Below are 25,820 nucleotides of genomic sequence, written 5' to 3' on the forward strand. Positions count from 1 at the left end.
CCGGAGTTTGCCCGCGATGCTGCCCTCTTTCCCGACGTTCCTGCCTTTCCTGCTGTTTGCTTTCGTGGCGTCGATCACGCCCGGACCCACCAACATTCTGGTGCTGAGTAACAGCGCCCGATATGGACTTTCTGCCGCACTGCCGATCATTCTCGGTGCCTGTGCCAGCGCCGCCACCCTTGTTTTGGTGGTGGGTACCGGAGCTGGTTCGTCGCTGAGCGCGTTGCCCGCCGTGCAAACCGCCATGCAATGGATCGGAGTGATGTGGCTGAGTTACCTCGCGTGGCAGATTTTCAGCGCCCCGGCGCAATCCGTTGCCGCGCAGGAAACCAAGGCGCGACTTGGAGCGGTGGGCGCCGCCAGCTTGCAATTGATTAACCCGAAAACATGGATGATGGCCCTCGCCGTCGTCAGCGTCTTTGCCGGAACGGGTGAACATCGGCTGGTACAGGTGGTGTATCTGTCGCTGGCATTTTTCCTGATTTCCCTGCCTTGCCTCGGCGTATGGGCACTGCTCGGCGCAGGCTCCATGCGCTGGTTACGCTCGCCGCAGGCGATGCAACGTTTCAACCGAGGCATGGCCGTATTGCTGCTGGTATCGGCCTGGCTGAGTGTCTGGCTGTGACCTCCATCCGTCGGCGTTTATAGGCTCATCGTTCATTCGCTACTTGACGGGGGATTCGTTTCTGGTGTCTTCTGAAACCGGTTTCAGTGCTTGGCACTTAACCTGATAAATCCAATAAGAAGGTTTCAGACCGTGAACGATTTCTCCGCCGCCCAGCGCAGCCGCGTCACCATGCTTGACGTCGCCGAACACGCCGGCGTCTCCAAGGCCAGCGTCTCGCGCTTCATCGGCGATGATCGCGCTCTGCTCTCCGATGCCATTGCCTTGCGCATCGAGCAGGCAATTGCCCAACTCGGCTATCGCCCCAACCAGATGGCCCGCGGCCTGAAACGCGGCCGCACTCGCCTGATCGGCATGCTGGTAGCCGACATCCGTAACCCTTATTCGATTGCCGTGATGCACGGGGTGGAAACCGCCTGCCGTCAGCACGGCTACAGCCTGGTGGTGTGCAACACCGATCGCGATGACGAGCAGGAACGCCAGCACCTCGCGTTGCTGCGCTCATACAACATCGAAGGTTTGATCGTGAATACCCTGGGCCACCACCGCGATGAGTTGCGCGAGCTGCATCGGGAGATGCCGATGGTGCTGGTGGATCGCAAGGTTGAGCAGCTTGAAAGTGATCTGGTCGGTCTGGACAACCCGGCCGCAGTGGAAATGGCCATCGCCCACTTGCAGGAACGCGGCTATCGCGACGTGCTGATGGTGACTGAACCGTTTGACGGTACCAGCTCGCGGATTGAGCGGGTCAGCAGTTTCAAGGCGCAGATCGGGCAGCGTCCGACGCTGACCGGCGCGGTGGTCGAAACCGGTAGCGAGCTGACTGCGCAACTGAAAACCTTCCTTACAACCCCCGGCCCTGGTCACAAAGCGTTGTTCTGTGCCAATGGCATTGCGGCGTTGGCCGCAACCCATGCCTTGCGCGAGTTGCAGTGCAATCTGTTCGAGGATGTCGGGTTGATTGCTTTGGATGATCTGGATTGGTATCCGCTGGTGGGCAGCGGGATTACGGCGCTGGCCCAGCCGACGGCGGAGATTGGCGCGAGCGCGTTTGAGTGTTTGCTCAAGCGGTTGCGTGGGGATGACGGACCGGTGCGGACGATGGATTTTTCGGCGCGGTTGATTGTGCGTGGGTCGACCCTTGGGAATCTTCAGTGAATGTGATGGCCCTATCGCGAGCAGGCTCGCTCCCACATTGGAATGCGTACACCTGCTCGCGATGAGGCCCGAAAGAACCCCACATTACTTAAGCCATTTTTTTTGAACAAAAATGAAACCGGTTTCAGAGGTGCAAAACAATGAATAAACCACCCGTTTCCATCAGCCTGTCGAGCTACGGCGCCGATCTGGTCCGCCAACGTGGCCAAGGCAGTTTTATCGAGGTATTGGCGGCTGCCGGTGCCACGCGCATTGAATGGCGCGAAGAATTGCTGACCCATGAAAACCCGGTGCAACTGGCCGACGCCACTCGCTCACATGGCCTGGAAAGCATCTATTCCTCACCGATGGAACTGTGGCTGGCCGGCCAGTCGAAACCCAACCCTGAACTGCTTTGCACCCTCCAGCGCGCTGAAACGTTCGGCGCCAAATGGCTGAAAGTTTCCTTGGGCTACTTCACCGACAACAACGATCTGCACACCTTGAGCCGGATCCTCGCGCGAAGCCCGGTGCAGCTGCTGGTGGAAAACGACCAGACCTTGCACGGCGGGCGTATCGAGCCGTTCCAACGCTTCTTCGGCGAAGTCGAGCAACACCGACTGCCGATCAAAATGACCTTCGACATCGGCAACTGGCAATGGCAGGACCAGTCCGCCGTCAATGCCGCTCGGCTGCTCGGTCGGCATGTCGGCTACGTGCATTGCAAAGCCGTTGCGCGCCGGGCTGACGGCAAACTGGTCGCCACCCCGCCAGCTGCCAGCGATGTGCACCTGTGGGAACAACTGCTGCGGCACATGGCCCAAGGCGTGATGCGCGCGGCGGAATATCCGCTGCAAGGCGATGACCTGGTGCAGTTGACCACCGACCACGTCGCCACCCTCGCCCGCCTCGGCCAATCCCGTCTGGAGAGTGCCCATGTCTGAGTTCGATATTCTCTCGTTCGGCGAAACCATGGCCATGTTCGTCGCCGATCAGAACGGTGATCTGGCGGCCGTCAGCCAATTCCACAAGCGCATTGCCGGGGCGGACAGCAACGTCGCGATCGGCCTGTCGCGGCTGGGGTTCAACGTGGCGTGGCTGAGCCGGGTCGGTGCCGATTCGTTAGGACGGTTTGTCGTCGATACGCTGGAAAAGGAAGGCCTGGATTGCAGCCATGTCGCCATCGACCCGGCACACCCGACCGGGTTTCAGCTGAAGTCTCGTACCGACAATGGCAGCGATCCGGCGGTCGAGTATTTCCGTCGCGGCTCGGCGGCGAGTCATTTGTCGGTGCAATCGATTTCCCCGTCGCTGCTCAACGCGCGACATCTGCACGCTACCGGCATTCCTCCGGCGCTGTCTGCGTCGGCCCGGGAAATGTCTTTTGAACTGATGACCCGCATGCGCGCGGCCGGGCGCAGCGTGTCCTTCGACCCGAACCTGCGCCCAAGTCTGTGGGCCAGCGAGCAACTGATGATCAGCGAGATCAACCGTCTCGCCGCCCTCGCCCACTGGGTGTTGCCGGGGTTGAGTGAAGGACGTTTGCTGACCGGGTATGAAGACCCGGAGGACATTGCGGCGTTTTATCTCGATCAGGGTGCAGAAGCGGTGGCAATCAAACTCGGGTCTCATGGCGCGTATTACCGCACGCAGCAAGGTCAGGGGTTTGTCGCGGGTGTGCCGGTGGCAACGGTGGTCGATACCGTCGGCGCCGGTGATGGCTTTGCCGTCGGCATGATCAGCGCCTTGCTCGAAAACCACAGCTTCGCCGATGCCGTGCAGCGGGCCAACTGGATTGGCAGCCGTGCGGTGCAGAGTCGCGGGGATATGGAGGGGTTGCCGACCCGACTTGAGATGTCCGTCGAATTTGAGACCGCTGTTCGCGGGCAAGCTTCGCGCCTACAGGACAGCGGCGCTCTTGTAGGAGCGAGGCTTGCCCGCGAAGAGCCCCGCACAGCCACTGAAGATTTCTGACCCGTTACCTGCTGCGACAAAAACAACAAGCTCAGGAGCACCACCATGAAAACCGCCTCACTCGCCACCCGCCGTTGGTGGTACATCATGCCCATCGTCTTCATTACCTACAGCCTGGCGTATCTGGACCGCGCCAATTACGGCTTCGCTGCCGCCTCCGGGATGGCCGCCGACCTGATGATCACGCCCGGCCTGTCTTCAATGCTCGGCGCGCTGTTTTTCCTCGGTTACTTTTTCTTCCAGATACCGGGCGCGATCTATGCGCAGAAGCACAGCGTGAAGAAGCTGATTTTCGTCAGCCTGATCCTCTGGGGCGGGCTCGCGACGTTGACCGGGGTCGTCTCCAACGCCTATTGGCTGATCGTGATCCGTTTCATGCTCGGTGTGGTCGAAGCCGCGGTGATGCCAGCGATGCTGGTGTACTTGTGCCACTGGTTCACCCGCGCCGAACGCTCCCGGGCCAATACTTTCCTGATCCTCGGCAACCCGGTGACCATGCTGTGGATGTCAGTGGTGTCAGGTTATCTGGTGCAGCATTACAGCTGGCGCTGGATGTTCATCATTGAAGGTTTGCCGGCGGTATTCTGGGCGTTTATCTGGTGGCGTCTGGCCGATGACCGTCCGGCCCAGGCCAAGTGGCTGACCGACCAGGAAAAGCACGACCTGGAAAGCGCTCTCGCCGCCGAACAGGTCGGCATCAAAGCAGTGAAAAACTACGCCGAAGCCTTCCGTTCGCCGAAAGTGATCATCCTTGCGCTGCAGTTTTTCTGCTGGAGCATTGGTGTCTACGGTTTCGTGTTGTGGCTGCCGTCGATCCTCAAGGCCGGCGCGCAGATGGACATGATCGAAGCCGGCTGGCTCTCGGCGCTGCCGTACCTGGCCGCGGTGATCGGCATGCTGCTGGTGTCCTGGGGCTCGGACAAATTGCAGAAGCGCAAACGCTTCGTCTGGCCGCCGCTGCTGATCGCCTCGATTGCGTTCTACGGTTCCTACGCCTTGGGCGCCGAACATTTCTGGTGGTCCTACACCCTGCTGGTGATCGCCGGCGCCTGCATGTATGCGCCGTATGGGCCGTTTTTCGCCATCGTTCCGGAAATCCTCCCGGCCAACGTTGCCGGCGGGGCCATGGCGCTGATCAACAGCATGGGCGCGCTGGGGTCGTTTGGCGGTTCGTATCTGGTCGGCTACCTGAACAGCTCCACCGGCTCGCCCGGCGCTTCTTACTTGCTGATGAGCGGCGCGTTGATGCTCTCCGTGATTTTGACGATTTTCCTCAAGCCCGGCGCCAGTGACCGGGTCGTGGCCAAAGCCGATACGCAACGGCCAGTGCCGGCTCACCCTTGATTTGAAGTTGAGATGATGACGATGAAAAAGCAGGTCGTGCTGTACAAGAAACTCTCGCCGCTGTTGATGGCTCGCCTGCATGAGCACACCGACGTGACACTGATCGACAACCTCAACCCGGAGGGCATCGAACAACTGCGTGCCGCCCTGCCCCGCGCCCATGGCTTGCTTGGCGCGAGTCTGAAGCTGGACGGCGAATTGCTTGATCTGGCGCCCAATCTTGAAGCGATCGCCAGTGTCTCGGTGGGCGTCGACAACTATGACATCGACTACCTGACCGAGCGGCGCATTCTGCTCAGCAACACCCCGGACGTGCTGACGGAAACCACGGCGGATACGGGGTTCGCGCTGATTCTGGCGACGGCCCGGCGGGTGGTGGAACTGGCCAACATGGTCCGCGCCGGTCAGTGGAACCGCAACATCGGTCCGGTGCATTTCGGCACCGACGTGCACGGCAAGACCCTGGGCATCATCGGCATGGGGCGTATTGGTGAGGCGTTGGCCCAGCGCGGGCATTTTGGTTTTGGCATGCCGGTTATCTATCACAGCCATTCGCCAAAACCGGCGGTTGAGCAACGCTTTGATGCTCAGTACCGCAGCCTGACGGCGCTGTTGCAACAGGCCGATTTCATTTGCCTGACCTTGCCGTTGACGGCTGAAACCGAAGGGTTGATTGGCGCTGAAGAGTTCGCCTTGATGCGCCCGGAGAGTATTTTCATCAACATTTCCCGAGGAAAAGTCGTCGATGAGGCCGCGCTGATTGAGGCATTGCGCACCGGACAGATTCGCGCGGCGGGACTGGATGTGTTTGAGCGTGAGCCGCTGAATGTTGATTCGCCGTTGTTGACGTTGAACAACGTGGTGGCGACGCCGCATATGGGGTCGGCGACGCATGAGACGCGGGAAGCGATGGCTGGGTGCGCGGTGGATAATCTGCTGATGGCGTTGGCTGGAGAACGGCCGAAGAACCTGGTGAATGTCGGGGCGTGGTCCGGGCGTAAGGATTTCGGCGTCTGTTAGTCAGCCTTCGCGGGCAAGCCTCGCTCCTACGGGTTTCGCCGATCCTGTAGGAGCAAGGTTTGCCCGCGAAGAGGCCGGCACTCACACAACACTGTCAGGCCCGCCGCGCTTCGAGCAGGTCCGCAGCACACAATGCAATCCGCCGGCACGCATCCGCCAGTTTCACTTGATCCACCACCAACCCGATGCGGATATGCCCCGCCGCACTTGGCCCGAATGCCTCGCCGGCAAGCACCGACACGCCGTAACCCTCCAGCAGACGCTCGGCAAACCCTTGGGCGCACAACCCGGTCGGGCGCACATCGACCATCACGAACATCCCGCCATCCGGCCGGATCGGGCGGATCCCCGGGCAACCACTCAACCTCGCGCACACCAGATCGCGACGCAGGCGATATTCCTCTCGCATCAGCGCCACTTCCGGCAGGTCTTCATCCAGCGCCACTTGCGCGGCTTTCTGCACAAAATCGGGAATGCCGAACAGCATGCACAACGACAAATGCACCAGGTGCTCGGCCAACAGTTTCGGGCCGATTGACCAACCCACGCGCCAGCCGCTCATGGCGTGGGATTTGGACAGGCTGTTGATGGTCGCGGTGCGTTCGGCCATGCCCGGCAGGCTTGCCGGGCTGATGTGTTCGCCCTCGAACAACAGATCGCTGTAGACCTCGTCGCTGATCAGCCACAGATCATGACGCACGCACAACACCGCCAGCGCTTGCCAGGTCTTCAATGACAGGCTTGCGCCGGACGGATTGTTTGGACTGTTGAGTAACAGAACGCGGGTCTTCGGCGTAATCAGCGCCGCGACATCCGCCGGGTCAACGCGAAAGCCGTTCTCCGGCCGCACTGCCACCGGCACCACCTTGGCCGCGCAAGCGCCGAACACCCCTTCATAGGTCACGTACATCGGTTCGGCGACGATCACCTCATCGCCGGGATCGAGCAGGCATTGCGCGACCGAATACACCGCACACTGCGCGCCCGGAAACACGATCACATGATCGGCGTCCACCGCCTGACCACTGCGCTGTCGATGGCGCCGCGCAATGCTGCTGCGCAATCCGCGACTGCCGCGCACTTCCGGGTAATGCGTGTCGCCGGCCCGCAAACTGTCGATGGCCGCCTGCACGATGGGCGCCGGCGTATCAAAATCAGGATCGCCGATCGACAACAGCAGTACATCGACTCCTTGCTCGCGCATTTCCAGCGCTCGGTCATGAATCTGCCAGGCTGCCGCTCCGTCGCCGGCGATTCGTTGGGTCAAGGCTGAATAGCGCATGTGTTTCTCCTGTCGCGCGCGGACTCCCAGTCTCAACCCTATCTCAAATCACGAAACGCGCCACCATCGCATTCAAATCGACCGCCAGGCGCGACAGCTCATGCGTCGCGGCGCTGGTCTGATTGGCACCGGCGGCGGACTGGGTGGCGAGGTCGCGGATGTTCACCAGGTTGCGGTCGACTTCGCGGGACACCTGGGCTTGCTCTTCCGACGCGCTGGCGATCACCAGGTTGCGTTCGTTGATCAAGTGGATTGACTGGGTGATCTGCTCCAGCGCCACACCAGCGGCGCGGGCCATCTCCAAGGTGCTCTGGGTGCGCTGATTGCTCTGCTGCATCGACGAGACGGCTTCGCCCGTGCCGTTCTGGATGCCGGCGACCATTTTTTCGATTTCCTGGGTCGATTGTGCCGTGCGATGGGCCAGGGCCCGGACTTCGTCTGCCACCACGGCAAAACCACGTCCGGCTTCACCGGCACGGGCCGCTTCAATGGCTGCGTTGAGCGCCAGCAGGTTGGTCTGTTCGGCGATGGCGCGGATCACGTCCAGCACTTTGCCGATGTCGCGGCCCTGTGCGGCCAGGCCTTCGATCATCAACGACGTGTTTTGCACGTCGTGGGTCATGGTCTGGATCGCGTCCACGGTTTCCACCACGCGGTCGCGGCCTTCACGGGCGGCCTGGGTCGACTGGCTCGACGCTTCGGAGGTCGACACGGCGTTGCGCGCGACTTCTTCCACGGCAGCGGTCATTTCGTTGACCGCCGTGGCGGCTTGTTCGATTTCGTTGTTCTGTTGTTGCAGGCCGCGGGACGCTTCCTCGGTCACGGTGCTGAGTTCTTCTGCGGCAGCACCCAGTTGCGTCGCGGACCCGGCGATCTGTTCGATGGTTTTGCGCAGGTTGGCCTGCATGACGGACAAGGCTCCGAGCAAGCGTGCCGGTTCGTCCTTGCCGTCGATTTCGATGGCTTTGCTCAGGTTGCCGCCGGCAATGGTTTCTGCGGCCTGCACTGCGCGATTGAGCGGCGTGACGATGCTGCGGGTCAGTAGCCAGGCCAGCAGCACGGTCAGGAGCGACGCGACCACCGATACCACGATGATGCCGTTCACGGCGGTGTTGTAGTTTTCTTGCGCAATCATCCCGGCCGCTTTTGCGCCCTGCTGGTTGTAAGCCACCAGTTTATTGAGCTGCTCGCCCATCAGGTCGGTGCCTTCCTTGATCCGCGTGTTGATCAAGGCGCGCATCTCATCCACCTTGTTCTGGCGCGACAGGTCCAGCATCTCCCGTTGCGCTTGCATGTATTTTTCCAGCGTCGCGCTGAATACCTTGTACAGCGCCTCTTCGTCCGACTCCATCGGCAACTCGGCATAACTGGCCTGGGCCTTGCGCGCCTTGTCGATAAGCACCGCGATCCGCGCTTCAGCTTCCTGCAAACTGGCCGGCTCGCGGTTGACCAGAATCCGGAACGACAAGATGCGCATGCGCAGGATGTTTTCGGTGACATTGCCCAGGAAGCCGATGCTGGGCAGTTGGGTACTGCCCATGTCGATCGAGGCCTGGCGGATGATCGACATGCGATTCACCGCAAACACACCGAGCACGATGACGAGCAAGGCAATGAAAGCAAACCCCAGGAAGGCTCGAGGTGCGATATTCAGATTACGCAGGGACATAGGACGATACTCGGGTGATTGAGGCGGCGAGCGTCCTTGCGGTGATGGCTGAGTGGCGGGCGTGAGGCGCACAGGGTCAGCGGGGCGCCACTGTTGTAATAGGTTTGTGTGCGCTTATTGGCTGTATCGGCTGGGGATGAGGTTTTTTGCGGGGATTGAAGAAAAATATTTTTGCTGGGCGACATCTGTTTCAACGCTGAAACACAGTGGCGGCCCTGATGAACATTTGTGGCGAGGGAGCTTGCTCCCGTCCGGCTGCGTAGCGGCCGTAGATTTTGGGGCCGCTTCGCAGCCCAGCGGGAGCAAGCTCCCTCGCCACAAGATTCCTGTGTGCAGACAATTTTGGTCAGGGTTTGCGGCTGGCGATCCGCCAAACACGGGCAATATCACTCGCTCGCTCGCGCAACAACCGTGGAGCCTCGGCACAGGCCTGTTCCAGCGTCATCGGCCCACTGGCCAAAGCAAACGCGGCATCAATGCCATGTTCATACAACGCTTGATAACCCTCACCCAACGTCCCCGCAATCACAATCACTGGCACGCCCTGCTCCCGGGCAATGCGTGCGACGCCGAATGGGGTTTTGCCGCGCAAGGTCTGGGCGTCAAAACGGCCTTCGCCGGTGATGACCAGATCAGCGTCCTTCACCGCCTCGGCCAGCCCGACCAGTTCGGCCACCACTTCAACCCCGGCCTTGAATTGCGCCTCCAGAAACGCCTTGGCCGCAAATCCCAACCCTCCCGCCGCGCCGCTGCCCGGCTCGTGCTGGACGTCCTTGCCCAACGCCTGGGCGCACAGCTCGGCGAAGTGCCCCAGGGCAGCGTCCAATTGCAGGACTTGCTCGGGCGACGCACCTTTCTGCGGACCAAAAATCGCGGAAGCGCCGTGCGGACCGCACAGGGGGTTGTTGACGTCGGCGGCGATGTCGAAACGCACGTCGGTCAGGCGCGGATCAATTGCACTCAGGTCGATGCAAGCCAGTTGCGCCAGGGCCAATCCACCTGGGGCCAGCGCTTGCCCTTGCACGTCCAGTAACTTTACGCCCAGCGCCTGCATCGCTCCGGCGCCGCCATCATTGGTGGCGCTGCCGCCAATGGCCAGGATCACCCGTTGCGCCCCGGCATCCAGCGCCGCACGAATCAGTTCACCGGTGCCAAAGGTGCTGCTGATGCACGCATCGCGCTGCCCCGGCGGCACCAGTTGCAGACCGCTGGCTTCGGCCATTTCGATGATTGCGGTGTGGGTTTGCGGCAACCAGCCCCACGCGGCATCGACGGTGATGCCGAGCGGACCGCGAACTTGGGTCCTGCGCAATTCGCCTTCGCACGCCGCCATAATCGACTCGACCGTGCCTTCGCCGCCGTCGGCCATCGGGCATTTGACCAGTTGCGCATCCGGCCAGACCTGCGCCAGACCGAGGGCAATGGCGTCGGCCACACCCTGGGCACTCAGGCTGTCCTTGAACGAATCGGGGGCGATCACGATTTTCATGCGAATTCTCCAGTTCCAATGCGTTCCATGCTGCCAGCAGCCCCGCACAATAACGCCGGTCCGCTGCACAAGCGGGGGTGGCGTTTGTTGTTCATTTCTACAAAACGCCTGTTTTCAGATCCAGCATCTGTGCGGCTGCTGGTCCGCCATCGCGAGCAGGCTCGCTCCCACATTGGTCCTGCGGTGTTCACAAAACCCCTGCTCGCGATGGCGTCCTTGAGATCGCTACGGGACATCCGTTTGTGGCAAAAGCTGCACGCCGAGGTAGAGCGCGAGCATGCCGTCCAGTTTCAGCGGATCAACCCCGCTCAACTCGGCAATCCGCTCCATCCGATAGCGCAAGCTGTTGCGATGAATCCCCAGCGCATCCGCGCAGGCCTGACTCTGCCCGTCGTGCTCGCACCAACTGCGCAAGGTCGTCAGCAGTTGGCCGTTGCCGTCCTTGGCGATGACTTTGCGCAGTGGCTTGAGCAATTCATCCAGCGCGTCATCGTTGCGATGCCGCCACAGCATCACCGGCAACCGATAACGGGTGAGCGTGAGCAAGCGCGAACGCGGCAGCACATCGCGCCCATAGGCCAGTAAGTCGCCAACCCGTCGATAACAACGACGCAGCCCGGACAACCCATCCGCCTGCCCCCCCACGGCAATGCGCAAAATGTTCCAGCCCAGGCCATCGAGTTTTTCCAGCAGCCGTTCATTCTCGATCGCCTGACTCGCCGGCCGACACCACAGCAACGAAGACTTGGCCGAACTCACGCACCAGCTGTCCGGGTAACGCGAAGTCAGCCAGGCACTGAGCGCCTCCACCGTCTGCCCGGGACCGTGCTCCATGCCCAACTCGAACAGATAAGGCACCCGCGTCATTTGCGGTTTCAGGCCCAATTGCTGCGCTTCATCCAGCAAGCGCGGCGAATCCCCGGCCTCGCTCAACAGCAATGCCAGCAGATCATCGCAACGCTGACGCCGCCATTGCTGCTCGGCCTGCTGATTGCGCTGGCCTACCAACATTTCGGCGGTCATCCGCACCAGCTCGGCATAGGTGCGCAGTTGCTCCGGCTCGCCGGTAATGCCCAGCACACCGATCAGGCGCTGATCGAGCAGCAACGGCAAGTTGATCCCCGGCTGCACGCCTTTGAGGTGAATCGCCGTCTGCGCATCGATCTCCACCACGCGCCCATTGGCCAACACCAACTGCGCGCCTTCATGGCGGGTGTTGATGCGCTCCGGCTCGCCGCTGCCGAGAATCAATCCCTGGCTGTCCATCACGTTGACGTTGTACGGCAGGATGGCCATCGCCCGGTCGACGATGTCCTGGGCCAGGTCGTGATCGAGTTCGAACATATCGGGATCCTTTAAAGCGTGATGGGACAGGTTGTTCACCCGCACAGGGCTGGGTCGCAAACCCTGTGCTCAGGCACAAAGACAGCCACCCCGAGGGTGGCCGAGACTCTCTGGGCGATCAACGTTACCCTGCGCATCGCAAAAAATCATAATAAAGAGAGAGCCCGCCATGTCACAGAGCGCCGCCGCTACCCAGGCCATCGTTGACGACAAAAACGCCGTCTACAAACGCATTACCCTGCGTTTGATCCCCTTCATCTTCATCTGCTACCTGTTCAACTACCTCGACCGGGTCAACGTTGGATTCGCCAAACTGCAGATGCTCGACGCGCTGAAATTCAGCGAAACCGTGTACGGCCTCGGGGCCGGGATCTTCTTCATCGGCTACGTGCTGTGCGGCGTACCGAGCAACCTGGCCCTGACCAAATTCGGCCCACGGCGCTGGATCGCGCTGATGATGATCGTCTGGGGCACGCTGTCGACCTGCCTGCTGTTCGTCACCACCCCGACCGAGTTCTACACCTTGCGCCTGTTCACCGGCGCGGCCGAAGCCGGGTTCTTCCCGGGCGTGGTGCTGTATCTTTCGCAGTGGTTCCCGACCTTCCGCCGTGGCCGCATCATGGCGCTGTTCATGTCGGCGATCCCGGTGTCCGGCCTGCTCGGCAGCCCGTTCTCAGGTTGGATTCTTAACCATTTCGCGGCGGGCCAAGGCGGTTTGGCGGGCTGGCAGTGGATGTTCCTGTTGCAAGGCATCCCGACCGTGATCCTCGGCGCCCTCGCCTATTTCCTGCTGAGCGACAGTTACGCCAATGCCAAGTGGCTCACGCCGTTCGAGCGTTCGGTGCTGGAAGCCGACCACGCCATCGATCTGGCCAACAAACCGAAAACCGCTACTGACTCGCTGCTGGCCGTGTTCAAGAACCCGGCGATCTGGGCCTTCGGTTTGATTTACTTCTGCATCCAGAGCGGCGTCTACGCGATCAACTTCTGGCTGCCGTCGATCATCAAGAACCTGGGCTTCAGCGATAACCTGGTGATTGGTTGGTTGAGCGCGATTCCGTATCTGCTGGCGGCGCTGTTCATGTTGATGGTTGGGCGTTCGGCAGACCTGCGCAAAGAACGTCGCTGGCACTTGGTGGTGCCTATGTTGATGGGCGCGGTGGGCTTGCTGATTGCCGTGAACTTCGCAACAACACCGGCCATCGCGATTCTCGGTTTGACCATCGCCACCATGGGCGCCCTCACCGGTTTGCCAATGTTCTGGCCAGTGCCGACAGCGATGTTGAGCGCGGGCGCGGCGGCGGGTGGTCTGGCGCTGATCAACTCCATGGGACAGATGGCGGGTTTCCTGAGCCCGTACCTGGTGGGCTGGGTCAAGGACAGCACCGGCTCGACCGATGCGGCGCTTTATCTGCTGGCGGGCGTGATCGTGTGCGGGAGCATGCTGGCGTTGCGCATGACGCGCACGTTGCGGGTGTAAGGCATCACAGATGATCGTTCCCACGCTCCGCGTGGGAATGCAGCCCGGGACGCTCCGCGTCCCTTCCGATCAACAAAAAAAGGCCCTTTCGGGCCGTTTCTTATTTCGCGTGTGCACACAGGTCTTATGTGGCCTGACACACTTTTGTGAACACTCATGCTGTTGTGGCGAGGGAGCTTGCACCCGCTGGGCTGCGAAGCAGCCCCAAAAGCTGCAACCGCGACCTTTCAGGTACACCGCAGATACCGGATTTACGACTGCTGCGCAGCCGAGCGGGAGCAAGCTCCCTCGCCACGAGTATGTGCCCTCTTCGAAATTGGCTTTAGCCCTGCGGGCCAACGTTATCCAACACGCGATTCGCCGTGATCTCCGCCGTCATAATGCTGTTGGAAATACCCAACAGCGCATAACGCGACTCACCCTCCAGATGATCCACCAACTGATGAACCATCACATCGACCGACGCCAGCGTCTCGACCAGATACACCGCCAGGGTTTCGGTCGTGGCTTCGGGGTCTACGGAAAACAGGGTGCTGCGGGTTCGCGGGGTGGCCTTGATGTCGGCATTGGATGGGAAGTGGAAGTCGAGCGCTCGTTCGGCGGCGTCGTTGAGTTTTTTGGAATCGGTGGATTCGTAGGGGGAAACGTCGTCCGCTTCGGGTGGGTTTGGTGTTGGTTTGAACATGGATGAAACTCCTAAAGCGCTTAAAAGGAGCCATCACCCCTCGCTACCAAACGAACGGGTGGTGGCCATACGCAGGTTGGTAGACCGGGCTTTAGGAAGCGGCGCGCCCGAAGGCGCCCTGCGCATGACCACCATAAAACCGAGACGAAAAATCTCAGCAAAGGAAGGTGCTTTGCGTCTAAAAACCCGGGCTACCAAACCCGATCACTGATATTCAGCGACGGGACAAACGATAAAACCCAGGCCCAAGACGCACAAGCCGGCGGATTCTGGCGCAGCCGTAGGCAACGGCGCAAGGTTGTGTAGTCCGAGAGAGTGTCTGGAGATGTCTGTTAAACATCTCCGTTTATTACTTACTCATCACGGCTGTTGCAACAGCCCTGACTAACCCGCTTGCACCTGATAGGAAACCTTGCCATCCAACAGTTCTTGCACCGGACTGCTGTCGCCGCCCGTTTGAGCGCTCCCCCAAGTCACCACGCGGCCGTCCGAGGTCAGCGCCGTGAACGCGTTACTATTGGCGTAAATGGCTCGTACATCGGTCAACCGGCTTTCCACCGCAGATGTATCGCCCCCCAAGCTTTTATTCCCCCAGGCCACAACGCTGCCATCCTTGCACAGGGCTGCAAAGGCTGCCGACGAGCCAACCACCTGAACAATGTCGCGCCGTTGTGCAATATCGGCAGGTATTTCGCCACCAGCTGAGCCATCTCCCCAGGCGACAACCTGACCGTTAGTGCAAAGAGCAGCAAATGCGGAAAAGGTGCAGCAAACTACTTCAATATCAGTCCGGGCCTCTATTTCTGGGTTGCCGATGGTGCCACCCCCCATTTGGTGCCCCCAGGCCACAACCTGGCCGGTGGAACGCGTTGCAGCAAAGGCGAACTGATTGGCGCAGCACAGTTCGTTGACATCGGTCAGTGAGGCGATGGGTGCCGGCAGGGTTCCCCCGGTACTCCGGCCCCAGGCGACGAGACTGCCCTTTGCGCGCAATGCGGCAAAAGCATATTGGGTGCCGAGGAAGGTTTTGAAGTCGGAAAGCATCGCGATCTCGGGCGGCAGCGTTCCACCGGTGTCAGGTTTGCCCCAAGCCACCAAATGCCCGGTTTCCCGTCGTGCGACAAATACACCGTCGCTGCCCACGCACTGCACAATGTCCCTCAGCGCGCCGATGGACTCGGGCACTTCGCTACCCTGCCCCCAGGCCACCACTTGCCCGGTGTTTTTTATACCGGCGAACGCGCTTTTGCCACCGCTGACCTCAACAAAACCCGAAGAACTGACACCGCCCATATTCCCGCCAGCGCCCGCGTCGCCCCAAACCGCCACCGTTCCATCGGCTCGAAGGGCGGCAAAAGCGCTGGAAGTGGCGCTGACAGCAGCGATGTCATTCGGGGGCGCAGTGTCCGCAGGGATCGCTGCACCCAAATCCGGATGCCCCCAGCCGACGAGGCCCCCGTCATCAGTACGCGCGACGAAGGCGCCCCAACTGCCAATAATGTTCGCCGAATTCAGGATGACCTGATCGTCGCCGACGCGAACATGCAGTGCCTGTTGCTGGGTATCGCGCCAGGTGTGGGCCGTTGTCCAGTCGTTGTCAGTCGCGTACTTCCACTGCGCAACGACTGGCTCCCCGGTAAGGGTATCAAAGGCGCGCAGTAGACGTGACGTACCGGACAGCCCAAACAGGTGGGGATTTGAGCGCGCGCCCATGACTTTCAGGCGACCTGAGCCTATCACGGCTTTTTCGGATGCTTCTGACGTTGAAGTGGTGCGGTCGGATTGAACAGACATGATGATGACTCCTGTCGAGGGTATGAGTGACGGAGTCAATTAAGGCGTAAGACGATGGTATTGGCTACTGTCAGAAATAACAGGTAACCGGAGGTGGCTGACAAGCGGTAGGCGTGCTTATACGGGGTTAGCAGACCAGGACTCTAGAACCCGGCGCACCGAAGTGCCCCATGCAAAGCCGCCATAAAATGAAGAGCGAACGTTGTACGTCTAAAGATGACCCGGGCTACCAAACCCGATCGCTGATATTCAGCGACGGGACAAACGATAAAACCCAGGCCCAAGGCGCATAAGCCGGCGGATTCTGGCGCAGTCGTAGGCAACGGCGCAAGGTTGTGTAGCCTGAGAGAGTGTCTGGAGATGTCTGTTAAACATTCCTGCTTAATCCTCACTCAGGGCTAATCAATAAATGTCCGCCGGATAAAATAAATACGTCCCCATTTCCTCAATTTTATTTATGGCAACAGGTGTTTGGGGGAACGGAAATAGATGAGCCTCCTTTTCTCTAGCAAATAGATCCGCCCCCTTAAACAGCACTTAAACAGCACCCGCAAACATCTTTTGGGCTACAACGAAAAAGAAAACGTATCTATAAAACTATTTCCACGGATAATTAGCTCGATTCGCTTAATCCCGGCAAACGTAAAAGTGCTCTGTGCAACCGAATCAATAGGCTCTACAGTTTCTTCGTACAAAATCTCACCTCCTACCCCATAGATAACGGCAGTAAATTGCGCCCAGTGCCAAAAGCTGACTTGAGAAACTGGCGCTTTGAGTTCCAGTCTGACTCTTGCATTAACACCGTCTATACATTGCCCCTCCAACTTCCCGGGCACTGGATGGGCGATTGGGGCAATGACTACATAGCCGCCTTGCAAAACGCTTAGAAAAAGTGCAGGCGTTTCTAAAGGAGTTCCATTTACAGGAACGTCTCCAGTTGGCAGGCTTTGAAAGTTCTCAAAGCTAACAAATGGTTTAATTTCAAATGTTCGTGCAGCTGACGTTTGTTCACTTCCGTACAACGCCTTCGCCGTAAAACTGTGCGGCCCCAAGGCCAGGCCGGTGTCGGTCAAGGTCCAGATTCCCGTCGTCGCATCGGCGGTGGGTTGGCCCTTCGGTGTTGTACCGTCGAGTACCTGGACTTTCTGACCTTTGCTGGCCGTGCCGGTCAGCGTCACGCTGGTCTCGAACGATGTACCGCTATTGGGAATTTCGACCCCGCTTGGCGAGCCTTTGACCGAATCAATGGTCGGTTTATCCTCCACCGCCACGGTAAACGTGAACGGTGGAGCGGACTCTTCGCCCTCGCCATACAGCGCCAGTGCCTTGAGGCTGTAAGCCTTGACGGTCAATGCACTTACCACCTGAGTCCAGACACCCGAACCATTGGCGGTAGGTTCCCCCAGTGAAGTGGTGCCATCGAGCAAGCGGACTTTCTGGTTGGGGCTGGCCTTGCCAGTGACGGTTACTGATCGGTCAAAGGTGATGCCACCCTGGGCGACCGGGCCTTTGGAATCGGTGACCGAGTCAATGGCCGGTTTGAGCGCCGCCGCCACGGTAAACGTGAACGGTGGAGCGGACTCTTCGCCTTCGCCATACAGCGCCAGTGCCTTGAGGCTATAAGCCTTGACGGTCAATGCACTTACCACCTGAGTCCAGATGCCGCTGCCATTGGCGGTAGGTTCCCCCAGTGAAGTGGTGCCATCGAGCAAGCGGACTTTCTGGTTGGGACTGGCCTTGCCAGTGACGGTCACCGACCGGTCGAAGGTGATGCCACCCTGGGCGACCGGGCCTTTGGAATCGGTGACCGAGTCAATGGCCGGTTTGAGCGCCGCCGCCACGGTAAACGTGAACGGTGGAGCGGACTCTTCGCCTTCGCCATACAGCGCCAGTGCCTTGAGGCTATAAGCCTTGACGGTCAATGCACTTACCACCTGAGTCCAGATGCCGCTGCCATTGGCGGTAGGTTCCCCCAGTGAAGTGGTGCCATCGAGCAAGCGGACTTTCTGGTTGGGACTGGCCTTGCCAGTGACGGTCACCGACCGGTCGAAGGTGATGCCACCCTGGGCGACCGGGCCTTTGGAATCGGTGACCGAGTCAATGGCCGGTTTGAGCGCCGCCGCCACGGTAAACGTGAACGGTGGAGCGGACTCTTCGCCTTCGCCATACAGCGCCAGTGCCTTGAGGCTGTAAGCCTTGACGGTCAATGCACTTACCACCTGAGTCCAGATGCCGCTGCCATTGGCGGTAGGTTCCCCCAGTGAAGTAGTGCCATCGAGCAAGCGCACTTTCTGATTGGGACTGGCCTTGCCAGTGACGGTTACTGATCGGTCAAAGGTGATGCCACCCCGGGCGACCGGGCCTTTGGAGTCGGTGACCGAGTCAATGGCCGGTGTGACCGCCACCGCCACGGTAAACGTGAATGGTGGAGCGGACTCTTCGCCTTCGCCATACAGCGCCAGTGCCTTGAGGCTGTAAGCCTTGACGGTCAATGCACTTACCACCTGAGTCCATATGCCGCTGCCATTGGCGGTAGGTTCCCCCAGTGAAGTAGTGCCATCGAGCAAGCGCACTTTCTGATTGGGACTGGCCTTGCCAGTGACGGTTACTGATCGGTCAAAGGTGATGCCACCCTGGGCGACCGGGCCTTTGGAATCGGTGACCGAGTCAATGGCCGGTGTGACCGCCACCGCCACGGTCAAGGTTCGTGGCGCGGAGCTCTGACCCGAACCGTACAACGCCTTCGCGGTAAAGCTATGGGCCCCCGCACTCAACCCGGACACCAGCAAGGTCCAGACCCCCGTGCCCGAATCCGCCGTCGGCTGACCTTTGGAGACCGTACCGTCGAGCACATCGATTTTCTGGCCTTTGCTGGCCGTACCGGTCAGCGTGATGCTGGTATCAACCGTGCTCCCGCCTTCTGCGATCTCATCCCCATTGGAATCGGTCAAACGGATGATCGCAGGCTTCACATCCTCCACAGCCTTGACCGTGTAGGTACGCACCTGAAACAGCAGCGCATTGTTTTCATCCTGACTGCCACTCAACCCCGCCTTGAACTCAACTTTCAGCTCGCTCCCGTCCTTCAGGTTTTTCAACTCATTGAATGGAATCGGATGCGTATAAAAGCCCTGGATAATCCAGGTTTCGTTGGTTTGCGAGAAAGGCGGCTGCCAAAATGTCTGGGCGTAGGGACTGTCGTCATTGTTGGTGCCTTGCACCCGCAACCAGACGAACTGTTTCAGCGCAATGAACGGCCAGGCGTTAACCTGGATCACCGCGTTGGCGGTCAGCTGGCTGACGTCGAATTCGGCCCCTTCACCGTTGTCCGCGGCCTGGAGGATCAATGGTTTGTCGAGCACGTTTTCCGGCAGTGGCAGCACCGATAACGTCAGGGAGTCCGAGGGCATGGGGCTGCTGCTGCCGCGAGTTACCTTGTAGTTCACCGTTACCGCTTTGCCGAGGCTGAAGGCGACTACCTTAGGCTCCAACGGTATCTCCTGCGGCCCGAGCGTGGTCACAGGCCACGGTGCGGTGGTATGCGAACCCTCGGGCAGCGTGCCGTCGGCACCGGTCCAGATTGCAGTGATCTGGTCGCCGACCAGCATTCCGTCGTAGTTGACGACGGCGGTCAGATGGGTCTGGGCATTCAACGGATCAAGGCGGGTGCCGCCGTCCGCTTCTTTCACGGCCGGGGGTAACAGTTGGCCAATCGCCTGGCCAACCCCAAATTCCAGCACATTCGAATAACTCGTCTCGCTCGTCGCCGCCCGCCAGATCCGGTAACTCACCGTCACCTTCTTGCCGCGGTTCGGCTCGATGTGTTCGGCGACAAACGTGGCGTTGAGGGTGAAATTCACATCCTTGTCTTTGGACAGCCCGTTGAGGGTGACGGAGTCTTCCGTGGTACCCGTGACTTCACCCGTCCAGGTGTAGGTCACGATGTCACCGGATTGGGTCGGTTTGACGGTCGGCCTTGGCGCGGTCAGTTTGCCGATGCCGCCGGGCAGGTCCCCGGGCTCCAGCGCTCCGTCCTGTTCACCGAGGACGATGGGTTTGACCAGTTCGAGTTGCGGCTCGCCCACCTGCAGCAGCGCCGCATGCAGCGATTCGCGGCGGATGACTTCACCGTTCGGGCCTTCGCGGAGCAGGTAGTACGACAGCTCCAGCGTGCCGCCTTCCAGGGTTTTCAGGTGCCTGCCGTCCACCGCGATGAAGAAATCTTGCTGGGCTTCGATCTCTTCCCAGGTTGGAAAATACCAATCCAGCTCAGGGGTGTAGCTGCCGGTATCCGGGCGGGTGCCGGCCCAGATGAGGTCGATGGCCATGCCCTGCTGCATGATCGGATCGAACGGAATCCGCACGCGGGGGTAAGGCAGGTCCGGATCAATCGCGCCGCTGTGCTCATCTTCGGCCTTGGGCGCGGCCAGGTGTTTCGGTTCGCCGATGAAGGTGACAAATTGCCCCTTGGACGGCAGGGGGTCGGTCACGCCCGGGCGCTCTACGCGATAGGAAAAGGTCACCTGGGTTTTGGCCAGTTGGCGCACGTCGGCGTTGGACAGGATGACTTTGTAAGTATGCGGCAGGTTGTCGACCGTCTGGGCCGGCGCGATGACTTCCACGGCCTCGTTGTCCACGGTGGTGCCGCGCATCTTCAGGATGATGCGGTCGTCCTGCTCGAACGCCGGCGCTTTGGCCCAGACCTCGCCCGTGATGTCATCTTCGCCCAGCGCATCGAGGTCGAGAACGTTGTTCACGGCCTCCTGGACGACCGGTGCGTCCAGAAAATCGACGCCGGTCATGACCACCAGCCGCGTGGCCTTGCACCAGTCTTCCGAAAAATTGTGCACCACATCGCGCACGCGGAAGGTGACCGCCAGCCCGGAGATGTCGGTGTCGCCCGCGGCCAGGATGGTGGCTTCGTCGACGTGGATCACGATCGGGTGAGTGGCCGGGTCGCTGATCTGCTCGGCAGTCAGCGGCGCGGATTCCACGAGCACACCGCCCCAGCTCAGCACCATGACATCGCCCACCGCCGCATCCGGATAAGGCACGCCGGTCCCGGACTCGGCCCGAATGATGATGTCCACCCCGGCCGCGGCGATCTCCTTGTCGACGATGTTCTCGACGATGGCCGGATCGATGAACAGGTACAGGTTCGAGTGGCTGCCTGGGGTGTCGTCCGTGTCCTGGCCCGCAGGAATCTCCAGCTTGGCGTAGAGCTTGAGTGCCGGCGTAAACGTCTCGGCGCCCTGATTGAAACGCGTCACCCGGTACGCCAGCGTGTGCGTCCCGGTCAGCCAATGCCTGGGCTCGACCCACAAGGTCACTCGCTGACCGACTTCGGCGTCGTCGGTGATGATGTGCTGATTGACCACCTGGCCGTTGAACAGCAGCTCGACCTTGTCGCCTTTGCCCATGCTTGACCAGGCCGGAACGTAGACCTTGAGCCCGTTGATGGGGAAGTTGTCCAGGGCCGCGGCGCGGTTGATTGCCCAGACGTCAGTGGAAGAGTCCAGTAGACGGGCACCGGGGATTTCTGGTTCACGCAGCAGCCTGGAAACGGGGTGACGGACGGGTTGCACGAGCATGGGGGGACTCCTGTCGAGGGGGGCTGGGCGACGGAGTTATTTAAAGTGTGAGTCACGGCGATTGGCTACTGTCAGAAATGACAGGTGGAGGCGCTTTCCCGACAAGTGGTACATCCCGTATGGGAGCCACGCGTCGCTTCGATCTCAAGCATGTGCTTGCGAATCAACGAAATATGACGGTAAAAGCGCCGGATCTTTAAAGGATTTTTACCCATGAGCTCGATCCTCGACCTGGAGATCTTCGTTCGCACCGCCGACTCCGGCAGCATTTCCGCCGCCGCCCGCACCTTGGCGCTCACCCCCGCCGCTGCCAGCATCGCCCTCAAACGCCTGGAAACCCGCCTCGGCATCCGCCTGTTCGCGCGCTCCACGCGCAGCATGCGCCTGACCGAGGAAGGCCGGCGTTATCTGGAAAGCGTGCGTCTGGCCTTGGCCGCCCTGGCGGAAGGTGAACAGGCCCTCAAGCCTCAAACCCAAGGCTTGAGCGGCGTGTTGCAACTGGCCGCGCCGTCAGACTTCGGGCGTAATGTGTTGTTGCCGTGGCTGGATGATTTCAAGCGCCGGCACCCGAATATCCAGCTGCAACTGCTGCTCAATGACCGCCACTCAGACCTCTTTCGCGAAACCGTCGACGTCGCGTTGCGTTTCGGCGTGCCCAGCGATTCGACGCTGGTGGCGTTGCCGATTCTGCCGGGGCATCGTCGTGTGGCCTGCGCCAGTCCCGATTACCTCGCCCGCCACGGCACGCCGAAAACGCCGGCGGACCTCGGCGAGCACAGCGCCCTGCTCTACCTGCGTAAAGGCCGGCCTTATAACTGTTGGCGTTTCAGTCGGCAGCATGAAGTGTTGGAGGTTGAGGTGCGCGGCGACTACCTCACCGACGACGGCGAAGTCGCCCGTCGCTGGGCGTTGGCCGGGCATGGCATTGCTTATAAAGCCTGGCTGGATGTCGCCGCCGATGTGCAGGCCGGGCGGCTGGTGACGCTGTTTGATGACTGGCAAGGCGAAAGCGTGCCGTTCAATTTGCTGTGCCCGCATCGGGTGCAGGTCTCGGAGCGGGTCAAGGTGTTGCAAGCGTTTCTGCAAGAACGTTGTCATGCACTTTGCGTATAAATTCACTTTTCGACGCGCAGGCGTTCTGGTATTTGATTGAAGCTTTCCCACGGTAAAAGGATTTCCTCATGAGTTATCGCACGCTGGGTCATTCGGGTTTACAGGTGTCGACCCTGACCTTGGGCACCATGATGTTCGGCGAACAGACCAGTACCGAAGATTCCCTGCGGATCATCGACAAGGCTTGGGACCAGGGCATCAATTTCATCGACACTGCGGACGTCTACACCGGCGGCCGTTCCGAAGAGATCGTCGGCGAAGCGATTGCCGGCAACCGTCACGAATAGGTGCTGGCGACCAAGGTCGGTTTTGGCCCGGTGGACGGTGTGCCGAACCGCAGCGGTTTGAGCCGCAAGCATATTTTCAATGGCCTTGATGCCAGCCTGACGCGTTTGGGCACTGACTACCTCGACATCTATTACCTGCACCGCGAAGACCACAACACGCCGCTGGAAGTGACCGTGTCGGCGATTGGCGATCTGATTCGCCAGGGCAAGATCCGGTACTGGGGTCTGTCGAACTACCGTGGCTGGCGGATTGCCGAGGTGATCCGGGTGGCGGATCAGTTGGGTGTTGATCGGCCGGTGATCAGTCAGCCGCTGTACAACATCGTCAACCGTCAGGCCGAGACCGAGCAGATCACTGCCGCGCAAAACTATGGTTTGGGCGTGGTGCCTTACAGTCCGCTTGCGCGCGGAGTGCTCAGCGGCAAATATGCGCCGGACGTGAAACCGGACGCCAACAGCCGCGCCGGTCGCGCTGACAAACGCATTCTGGAAACCGAATGGCGAGTGGAGTCGTTGCGTATTGCCCAGCAGATTCAACGGTACACGCAGGAACGTGGCGTGGGCATTGTCGAGTTCGCCATTGCCTGGGTGTTGAACAACAGCGCCGTGACATCGGCGATTGTCGGACCGCGCACCGAGGAGCAATGGGATGCGTACACCAAGGCGCAGGCAGTGAAGATCACGGCTGAAGACGAGGCGTTTATTGATTCGCTGGTCACGCCGGGGCATTCATCGACGCCAGGGTTCAATGATGTGAGTCATTTTGTTTCAGGGCGCAAACCGCGCACGGCTTGAGATTTTTCGCGAGCAGGCTCGCTCCCACAGTGGACCGCATTTCAAGGTGGGAGCGGCTTGCAGTGAAAATAGTCCACGGATGACCGCGATCCTGTGGGAGCGAGCCTGCTCGCGATGAGGCCCTCACACCTGACACACCTCGCACTGCAATGGTGCAAAACCCCGTAAACCACGCCCGTTACCGTGACTTGCCAGTCCCGTTTTGACCCATACCGAAAAATAAACCTGCCCTTCGTCGGTGCGTTTCCCCCTACAAGCGTTGTGCCTTTACCCTCTCCCCACCGATTGTCGAACAATTTCGCCACTTGACCTGCCCCGCTCTAGGATCTGGCCTAGACTCATTTTCGCGAGGTAAAACCGGTCAGTCATCTGGTGGTAAAAAACTCGAAACTTTCGGTCCTGCCCAAGGGTCAGGTTAAAGGTAGGGCCTCAGCGACTGGTGCATTCCTTGCAACGGCCCCTTCACCCTTTCTGCATTAGCGCATGGGGCAGCATTTGCTCACCGATGCGAAGCGCGTTTGCGCCCGGCCACAGGATTTGGCCACGAACACCGTTGGTGCCAGACCTAGAATTAGATCAACAACACGGGAGATTCATATGATTAGTGCGGCTTTAGATATTCAGGGAGAGCGTGCTCATCAGCAGGTCGGCGAATCAAGCGCCGTGAATGCTCCGAGCGCCAAATCGATCAGCGTACCAGGCACCAAAACGCTGTCACCGGCTGCCAGTCAGAATCCGAACAGAAAGAAGGTATTGTTCGTCACCTCCGAGATCGCCGATCTGGTCAAGACCGGCGGCCTGGGTGACGTTTCCGCAGCGCTGCCTCGGGCCATGTCTCATCTGCACGATGTGCGGGTGCTGATCCCCGGTTACCCGCAAGTGCTGCACAGTGAAAACCCGATCCATATCATCGGTGAACTGGGTGGGCACGCCGCACTGCCACCCTGCAAGATCGGACGCATGGACATGCCGGACGGTCTGGTCATTTACGTGTTGATCTGCCCCGAACTCTACGAGCGCGAAGGTTCGCCTTACGGCGCCAACAACGGCCGCGATTGGCCGGACAACCACATTCGTTTCGCCCGCCTGGGCCTGGCCGCCGCCGATATCGCCGCCAATCTGGCACAAATCCACTGGTGCCCGGATCTGGTGCATGCCCATGACTGGCCAGCCGGCCTGGCGCCAGCGTACATGCACTGGCGTGGACAGCGCACCCCGACGCTCTTCACCATTCACAACCTGGCCTATCAAGGCGTCACCAGCCTGGGCTCGTGCCCTGAACTCGGTATTCCCAACCATGCCTTGCAACAGGAAGGCATGGAGTTCTACGGCAAGATGTCGTTCCTCAAGGCCGGCATGGCCTATTCGAGCCACATCACCACTGTCAGCGCCACTTACGCCCAGGAAATCACCACGCCGGCCTTCGGCTGCGGTCTCGACGGCTTTCTCGCCGCCAAGACCCAGCAAGGCCTGCTCAGCGGTATTCCCAATGGCATCGATGAAAGCTGGGACGCCGCCACCGACCCGCACCTGTTCTGCCCGTTCGGCATCGGCGACTGGGACGGCAAAGCAGTCAACGCCGCCCATGTCCGCGACCTGTTCGGCCTGGAAGACTCCGAAGGCCCGCTGTTCGCCGTGGTCTCGCGCCTGGTCTATCAGAAAGGCCTGGACCTGACCGAAGCGGTCTCCGAATACATCGTCAACAACGGGGGCCAGATCGCGATCATCGGTCGTGGCGAGCCCGAAGAAGAACAAGCCATGCGGGAACTCGCCCTGCGCTTCCCCGGGCAAATCGGCGTGCGCATCGGCTTCAATGAAACCGACGCCCGTCGCATGTTCGCCGGCAGTGATTTCCTGTTGATGCCATCACGTTACGAGCCATGCGGCTTGAGCCAGATGTACGCCCAGCGCTTCGGCTCGCTGCCAGTGGCCCGCAATACCGGCGGTCTGGCCGACACCATCGAAAACGGCGTGACCGGTTTCCTGTTCGACGAATCCACGGTGGAGAGCTATCAAGAAGCCCTGAGCCGCGCGTTCAAGGTCTTCGCCTTCCCCGGCCTGCTCAGCGCCATGCGGTGCCGCGCCATGGCCGCGCCGTTCAACTGGTGCAAGGCGGTTGAACCCTACGCCGAACTCTACGAACGACTGGTCGCCAAAGCCCTGGGTAAATCGGGCAAACAGTAAAAAGAGG

16 protein-coding genes and 2 pseudogenes are annotated in these 25,820 nt (G+C 60.3%); 10 read left to right on the forward strand and 8 right to left on the reverse strand.

Annotated elements, in window-relative coordinates:
- Positions 1–16: 16 nt before the first annotated feature.
- The 6 genes from AB4N91_RS12855 to AB4N91_RS12880 all read left to right on the forward strand — a co-directional run bounded on the left by AB4N91_RS12855 (position 17) and on the right by AB4N91_RS12880 (position 6,100).
- Positions 17–625, forward strand: a complete 609-nt coding sequence (locus AB4N91_RS12855; protein WP_010459979.1) for a LysE family translocator — start codon at positions 17–19, stop codon at positions 623–625.
- Between the two features lie 132 nt (positions 626–757).
- Positions 758–1,783: a LacI family DNA-binding transcriptional regulator gene (locus tag AB4N91_RS12860; RefSeq protein ID WP_145307281.1), complete on the forward strand. Its 1,026-nt coding sequence runs from the start codon at positions 758–760 to the stop codon at positions 1,781–1,783.
- A gap of 140 nt (positions 1,784–1,923) precedes the next feature.
- Positions 1,924–2,706: a sugar phosphate isomerase/epimerase family protein gene (locus tag AB4N91_RS12865; protein WP_010459976.1), complete on the forward strand. Its 783-nt coding sequence runs from the start codon at positions 1,924–1,926 to the stop codon at positions 2,704–2,706.
- Positions 2,699–3,736 carry a sugar kinase gene (locus tag AB4N91_RS12870; RefSeq protein WP_460112525.1) on the forward strand — a complete coding sequence of 346 codons (1,038 nt, stop codon included), beginning with the start codon at positions 2,699–2,701 and terminating at the stop codon, positions 3,734–3,736. The genes AB4N91_RS12865 and AB4N91_RS12870 overlap by 8 nt, the downstream gene beginning before the upstream one ends.
- A gap of 45 nt (positions 3,737–3,781) precedes the next feature.
- Entirely contained in the window at positions 3,782–5,080 is a 1,299-nt protein-coding gene (locus AB4N91_RS12875) for an MFS transporter (RefSeq protein ID WP_010459972.1), read from the forward strand.
- A gap of 21 nt (positions 5,081–5,101) precedes the next feature.
- Entirely contained in the window at positions 5,102–6,100 is a 999-nt protein-coding gene (locus AB4N91_RS12880; RefSeq protein ID WP_010459971.1) for a bifunctional glyoxylate/hydroxypyruvate reductase B, read from the forward strand.
- 94 nt (positions 6,101–6,194) lie between these two features.
- Here AB4N91_RS12880 and AB4N91_RS12885 read toward each other — a convergent pair whose 3' ends face one another.
- The 5 genes and pseudogenes from AB4N91_RS12885 to AB4N91_RS12905 all read right to left on the reverse strand — a co-directional run bounded on the left by AB4N91_RS12885 (position 6,195) and on the right by AB4N91_RS12905 (position 11,884).
- Positions 6,195–7,382, reverse strand: a complete 1,188-nt coding sequence (locus tag AB4N91_RS12885; protein ID WP_077750477.1) for a pyridoxal phosphate-dependent aminotransferase — start codon at positions 7,380–7,382, stop codon at positions 6,195–6,197.
- A gap of 43 nt (positions 7,383–7,425) precedes the next feature.
- Entirely contained in the window at positions 7,426–8,289 is an 864-nt protein-coding gene (locus tag AB4N91_RS12890) for a methyl-accepting chemotaxis protein (RefSeq protein ID WP_458725952.1), read from the reverse strand.
- A 42-nt stretch (positions 8,290–8,331) separates the two neighbouring features.
- Positions 8,332–9,051, reverse strand: a pseudogene (locus AB4N91_RS12895) (MCP four helix bundle domain-containing protein); the annotation flags it as partial.
- 346 nt (positions 9,052–9,397) lie between these two features.
- Positions 9,398–10,540, reverse strand: coding sequence for a glycerate kinase (locus AB4N91_RS12900; protein WP_427701644.1), 1,143 nt, complete (start codon positions 10,538–10,540; stop codon positions 9,398–9,400).
- A gap of 225 nt (positions 10,541–10,765) precedes the next feature.
- Positions 10,766–11,884, reverse strand: a complete 1,119-nt coding sequence (locus AB4N91_RS12905; protein WP_083376838.1) for a sugar diacid recognition domain-containing protein — start codon at positions 11,882–11,884, stop codon at positions 10,766–10,768.
- Positions 11,885–12,053: 169 nt separating this feature from the next.
- Between AB4N91_RS12905 and AB4N91_RS12910 the strand changes: the two genes are divergently transcribed.
- Complete coding sequence (locus AB4N91_RS12910; RefSeq protein ID WP_077750473.1) at positions 12,054–13,364, forward strand: MFS transporter; 1,311 nt, start codon at positions 12,054–12,056, stop codon at positions 13,362–13,364.
- A gap of 322 nt (positions 13,365–13,686) precedes the next feature.
- On the opposite strand, the gene AB4N91_RS12915 is transcribed toward AB4N91_RS12910, so the two are convergent.
- The 3 genes from AB4N91_RS12915 to AB4N91_RS12925 all read right to left on the reverse strand — a co-directional run bounded on the left by AB4N91_RS12915 (position 13,687) and on the right by AB4N91_RS12925 (position 21,434).
- Positions 13,687–14,049 (reverse strand): DUF6124 family protein, encoded by a 363-nt coding sequence (locus AB4N91_RS12915; RefSeq protein ID WP_460112526.1) that lies wholly within the window; start codon positions 14,047–14,049, stop codon positions 13,687–13,689.
- 384 nt (positions 14,050–14,433) lie between these two features.
- On the reverse strand, positions 14,434–15,843 hold the full coding sequence (locus AB4N91_RS12920; RefSeq protein WP_083376840.1) for an RCC1 domain-containing protein: 1,410 nt from the start codon (positions 15,841–15,843) through the stop codon (positions 14,434–14,436).
- Between the two features lie 566 nt (positions 15,844–16,409).
- Complete coding sequence (locus AB4N91_RS12925; protein WP_460112527.1) at positions 16,410–21,434, reverse strand: hypothetical protein; 5,025 nt, start codon at positions 21,432–21,434, stop codon at positions 16,410–16,412.
- A gap of 213 nt (positions 21,435–21,647) precedes the next feature.
- On the opposite strand from AB4N91_RS12925, the gene AB4N91_RS12930 reads away from it, so the two are divergent.
- From AB4N91_RS12930 to glgA, 3 genes and pseudogenes are all read left to right on the forward strand, one after another.
- Positions 21,648–22,547 carry a LysR family transcriptional regulator gene (locus AB4N91_RS12930; protein WP_154911767.1) on the forward strand — a complete coding sequence of 300 codons (900 nt, stop codon included), beginning with the start codon at positions 21,648–21,650 and terminating at the stop codon, positions 22,545–22,547.
- Between the two features lie 68 nt (positions 22,548–22,615).
- Positions 22,616–23,629: pseudogene (locus AB4N91_RS12935) on the forward strand (aldo/keto reductase).
- A gap of 597 nt (positions 23,630–24,226) precedes the next feature.
- Positions 24,227–25,813 (forward strand): glycogen synthase GlgA, encoded by a 1,587-nt coding sequence (glgA, locus tag AB4N91_RS12940; protein WP_010459959.1) that lies wholly within the window; start codon positions 24,227–24,229, stop codon positions 25,811–25,813.
- The last annotated feature ends 7 nt before the right edge of the window (positions 25,814–25,820 follow it).

This window comes from Pseudomonas sp. H3_D04, from assembly GCF_054669175.1.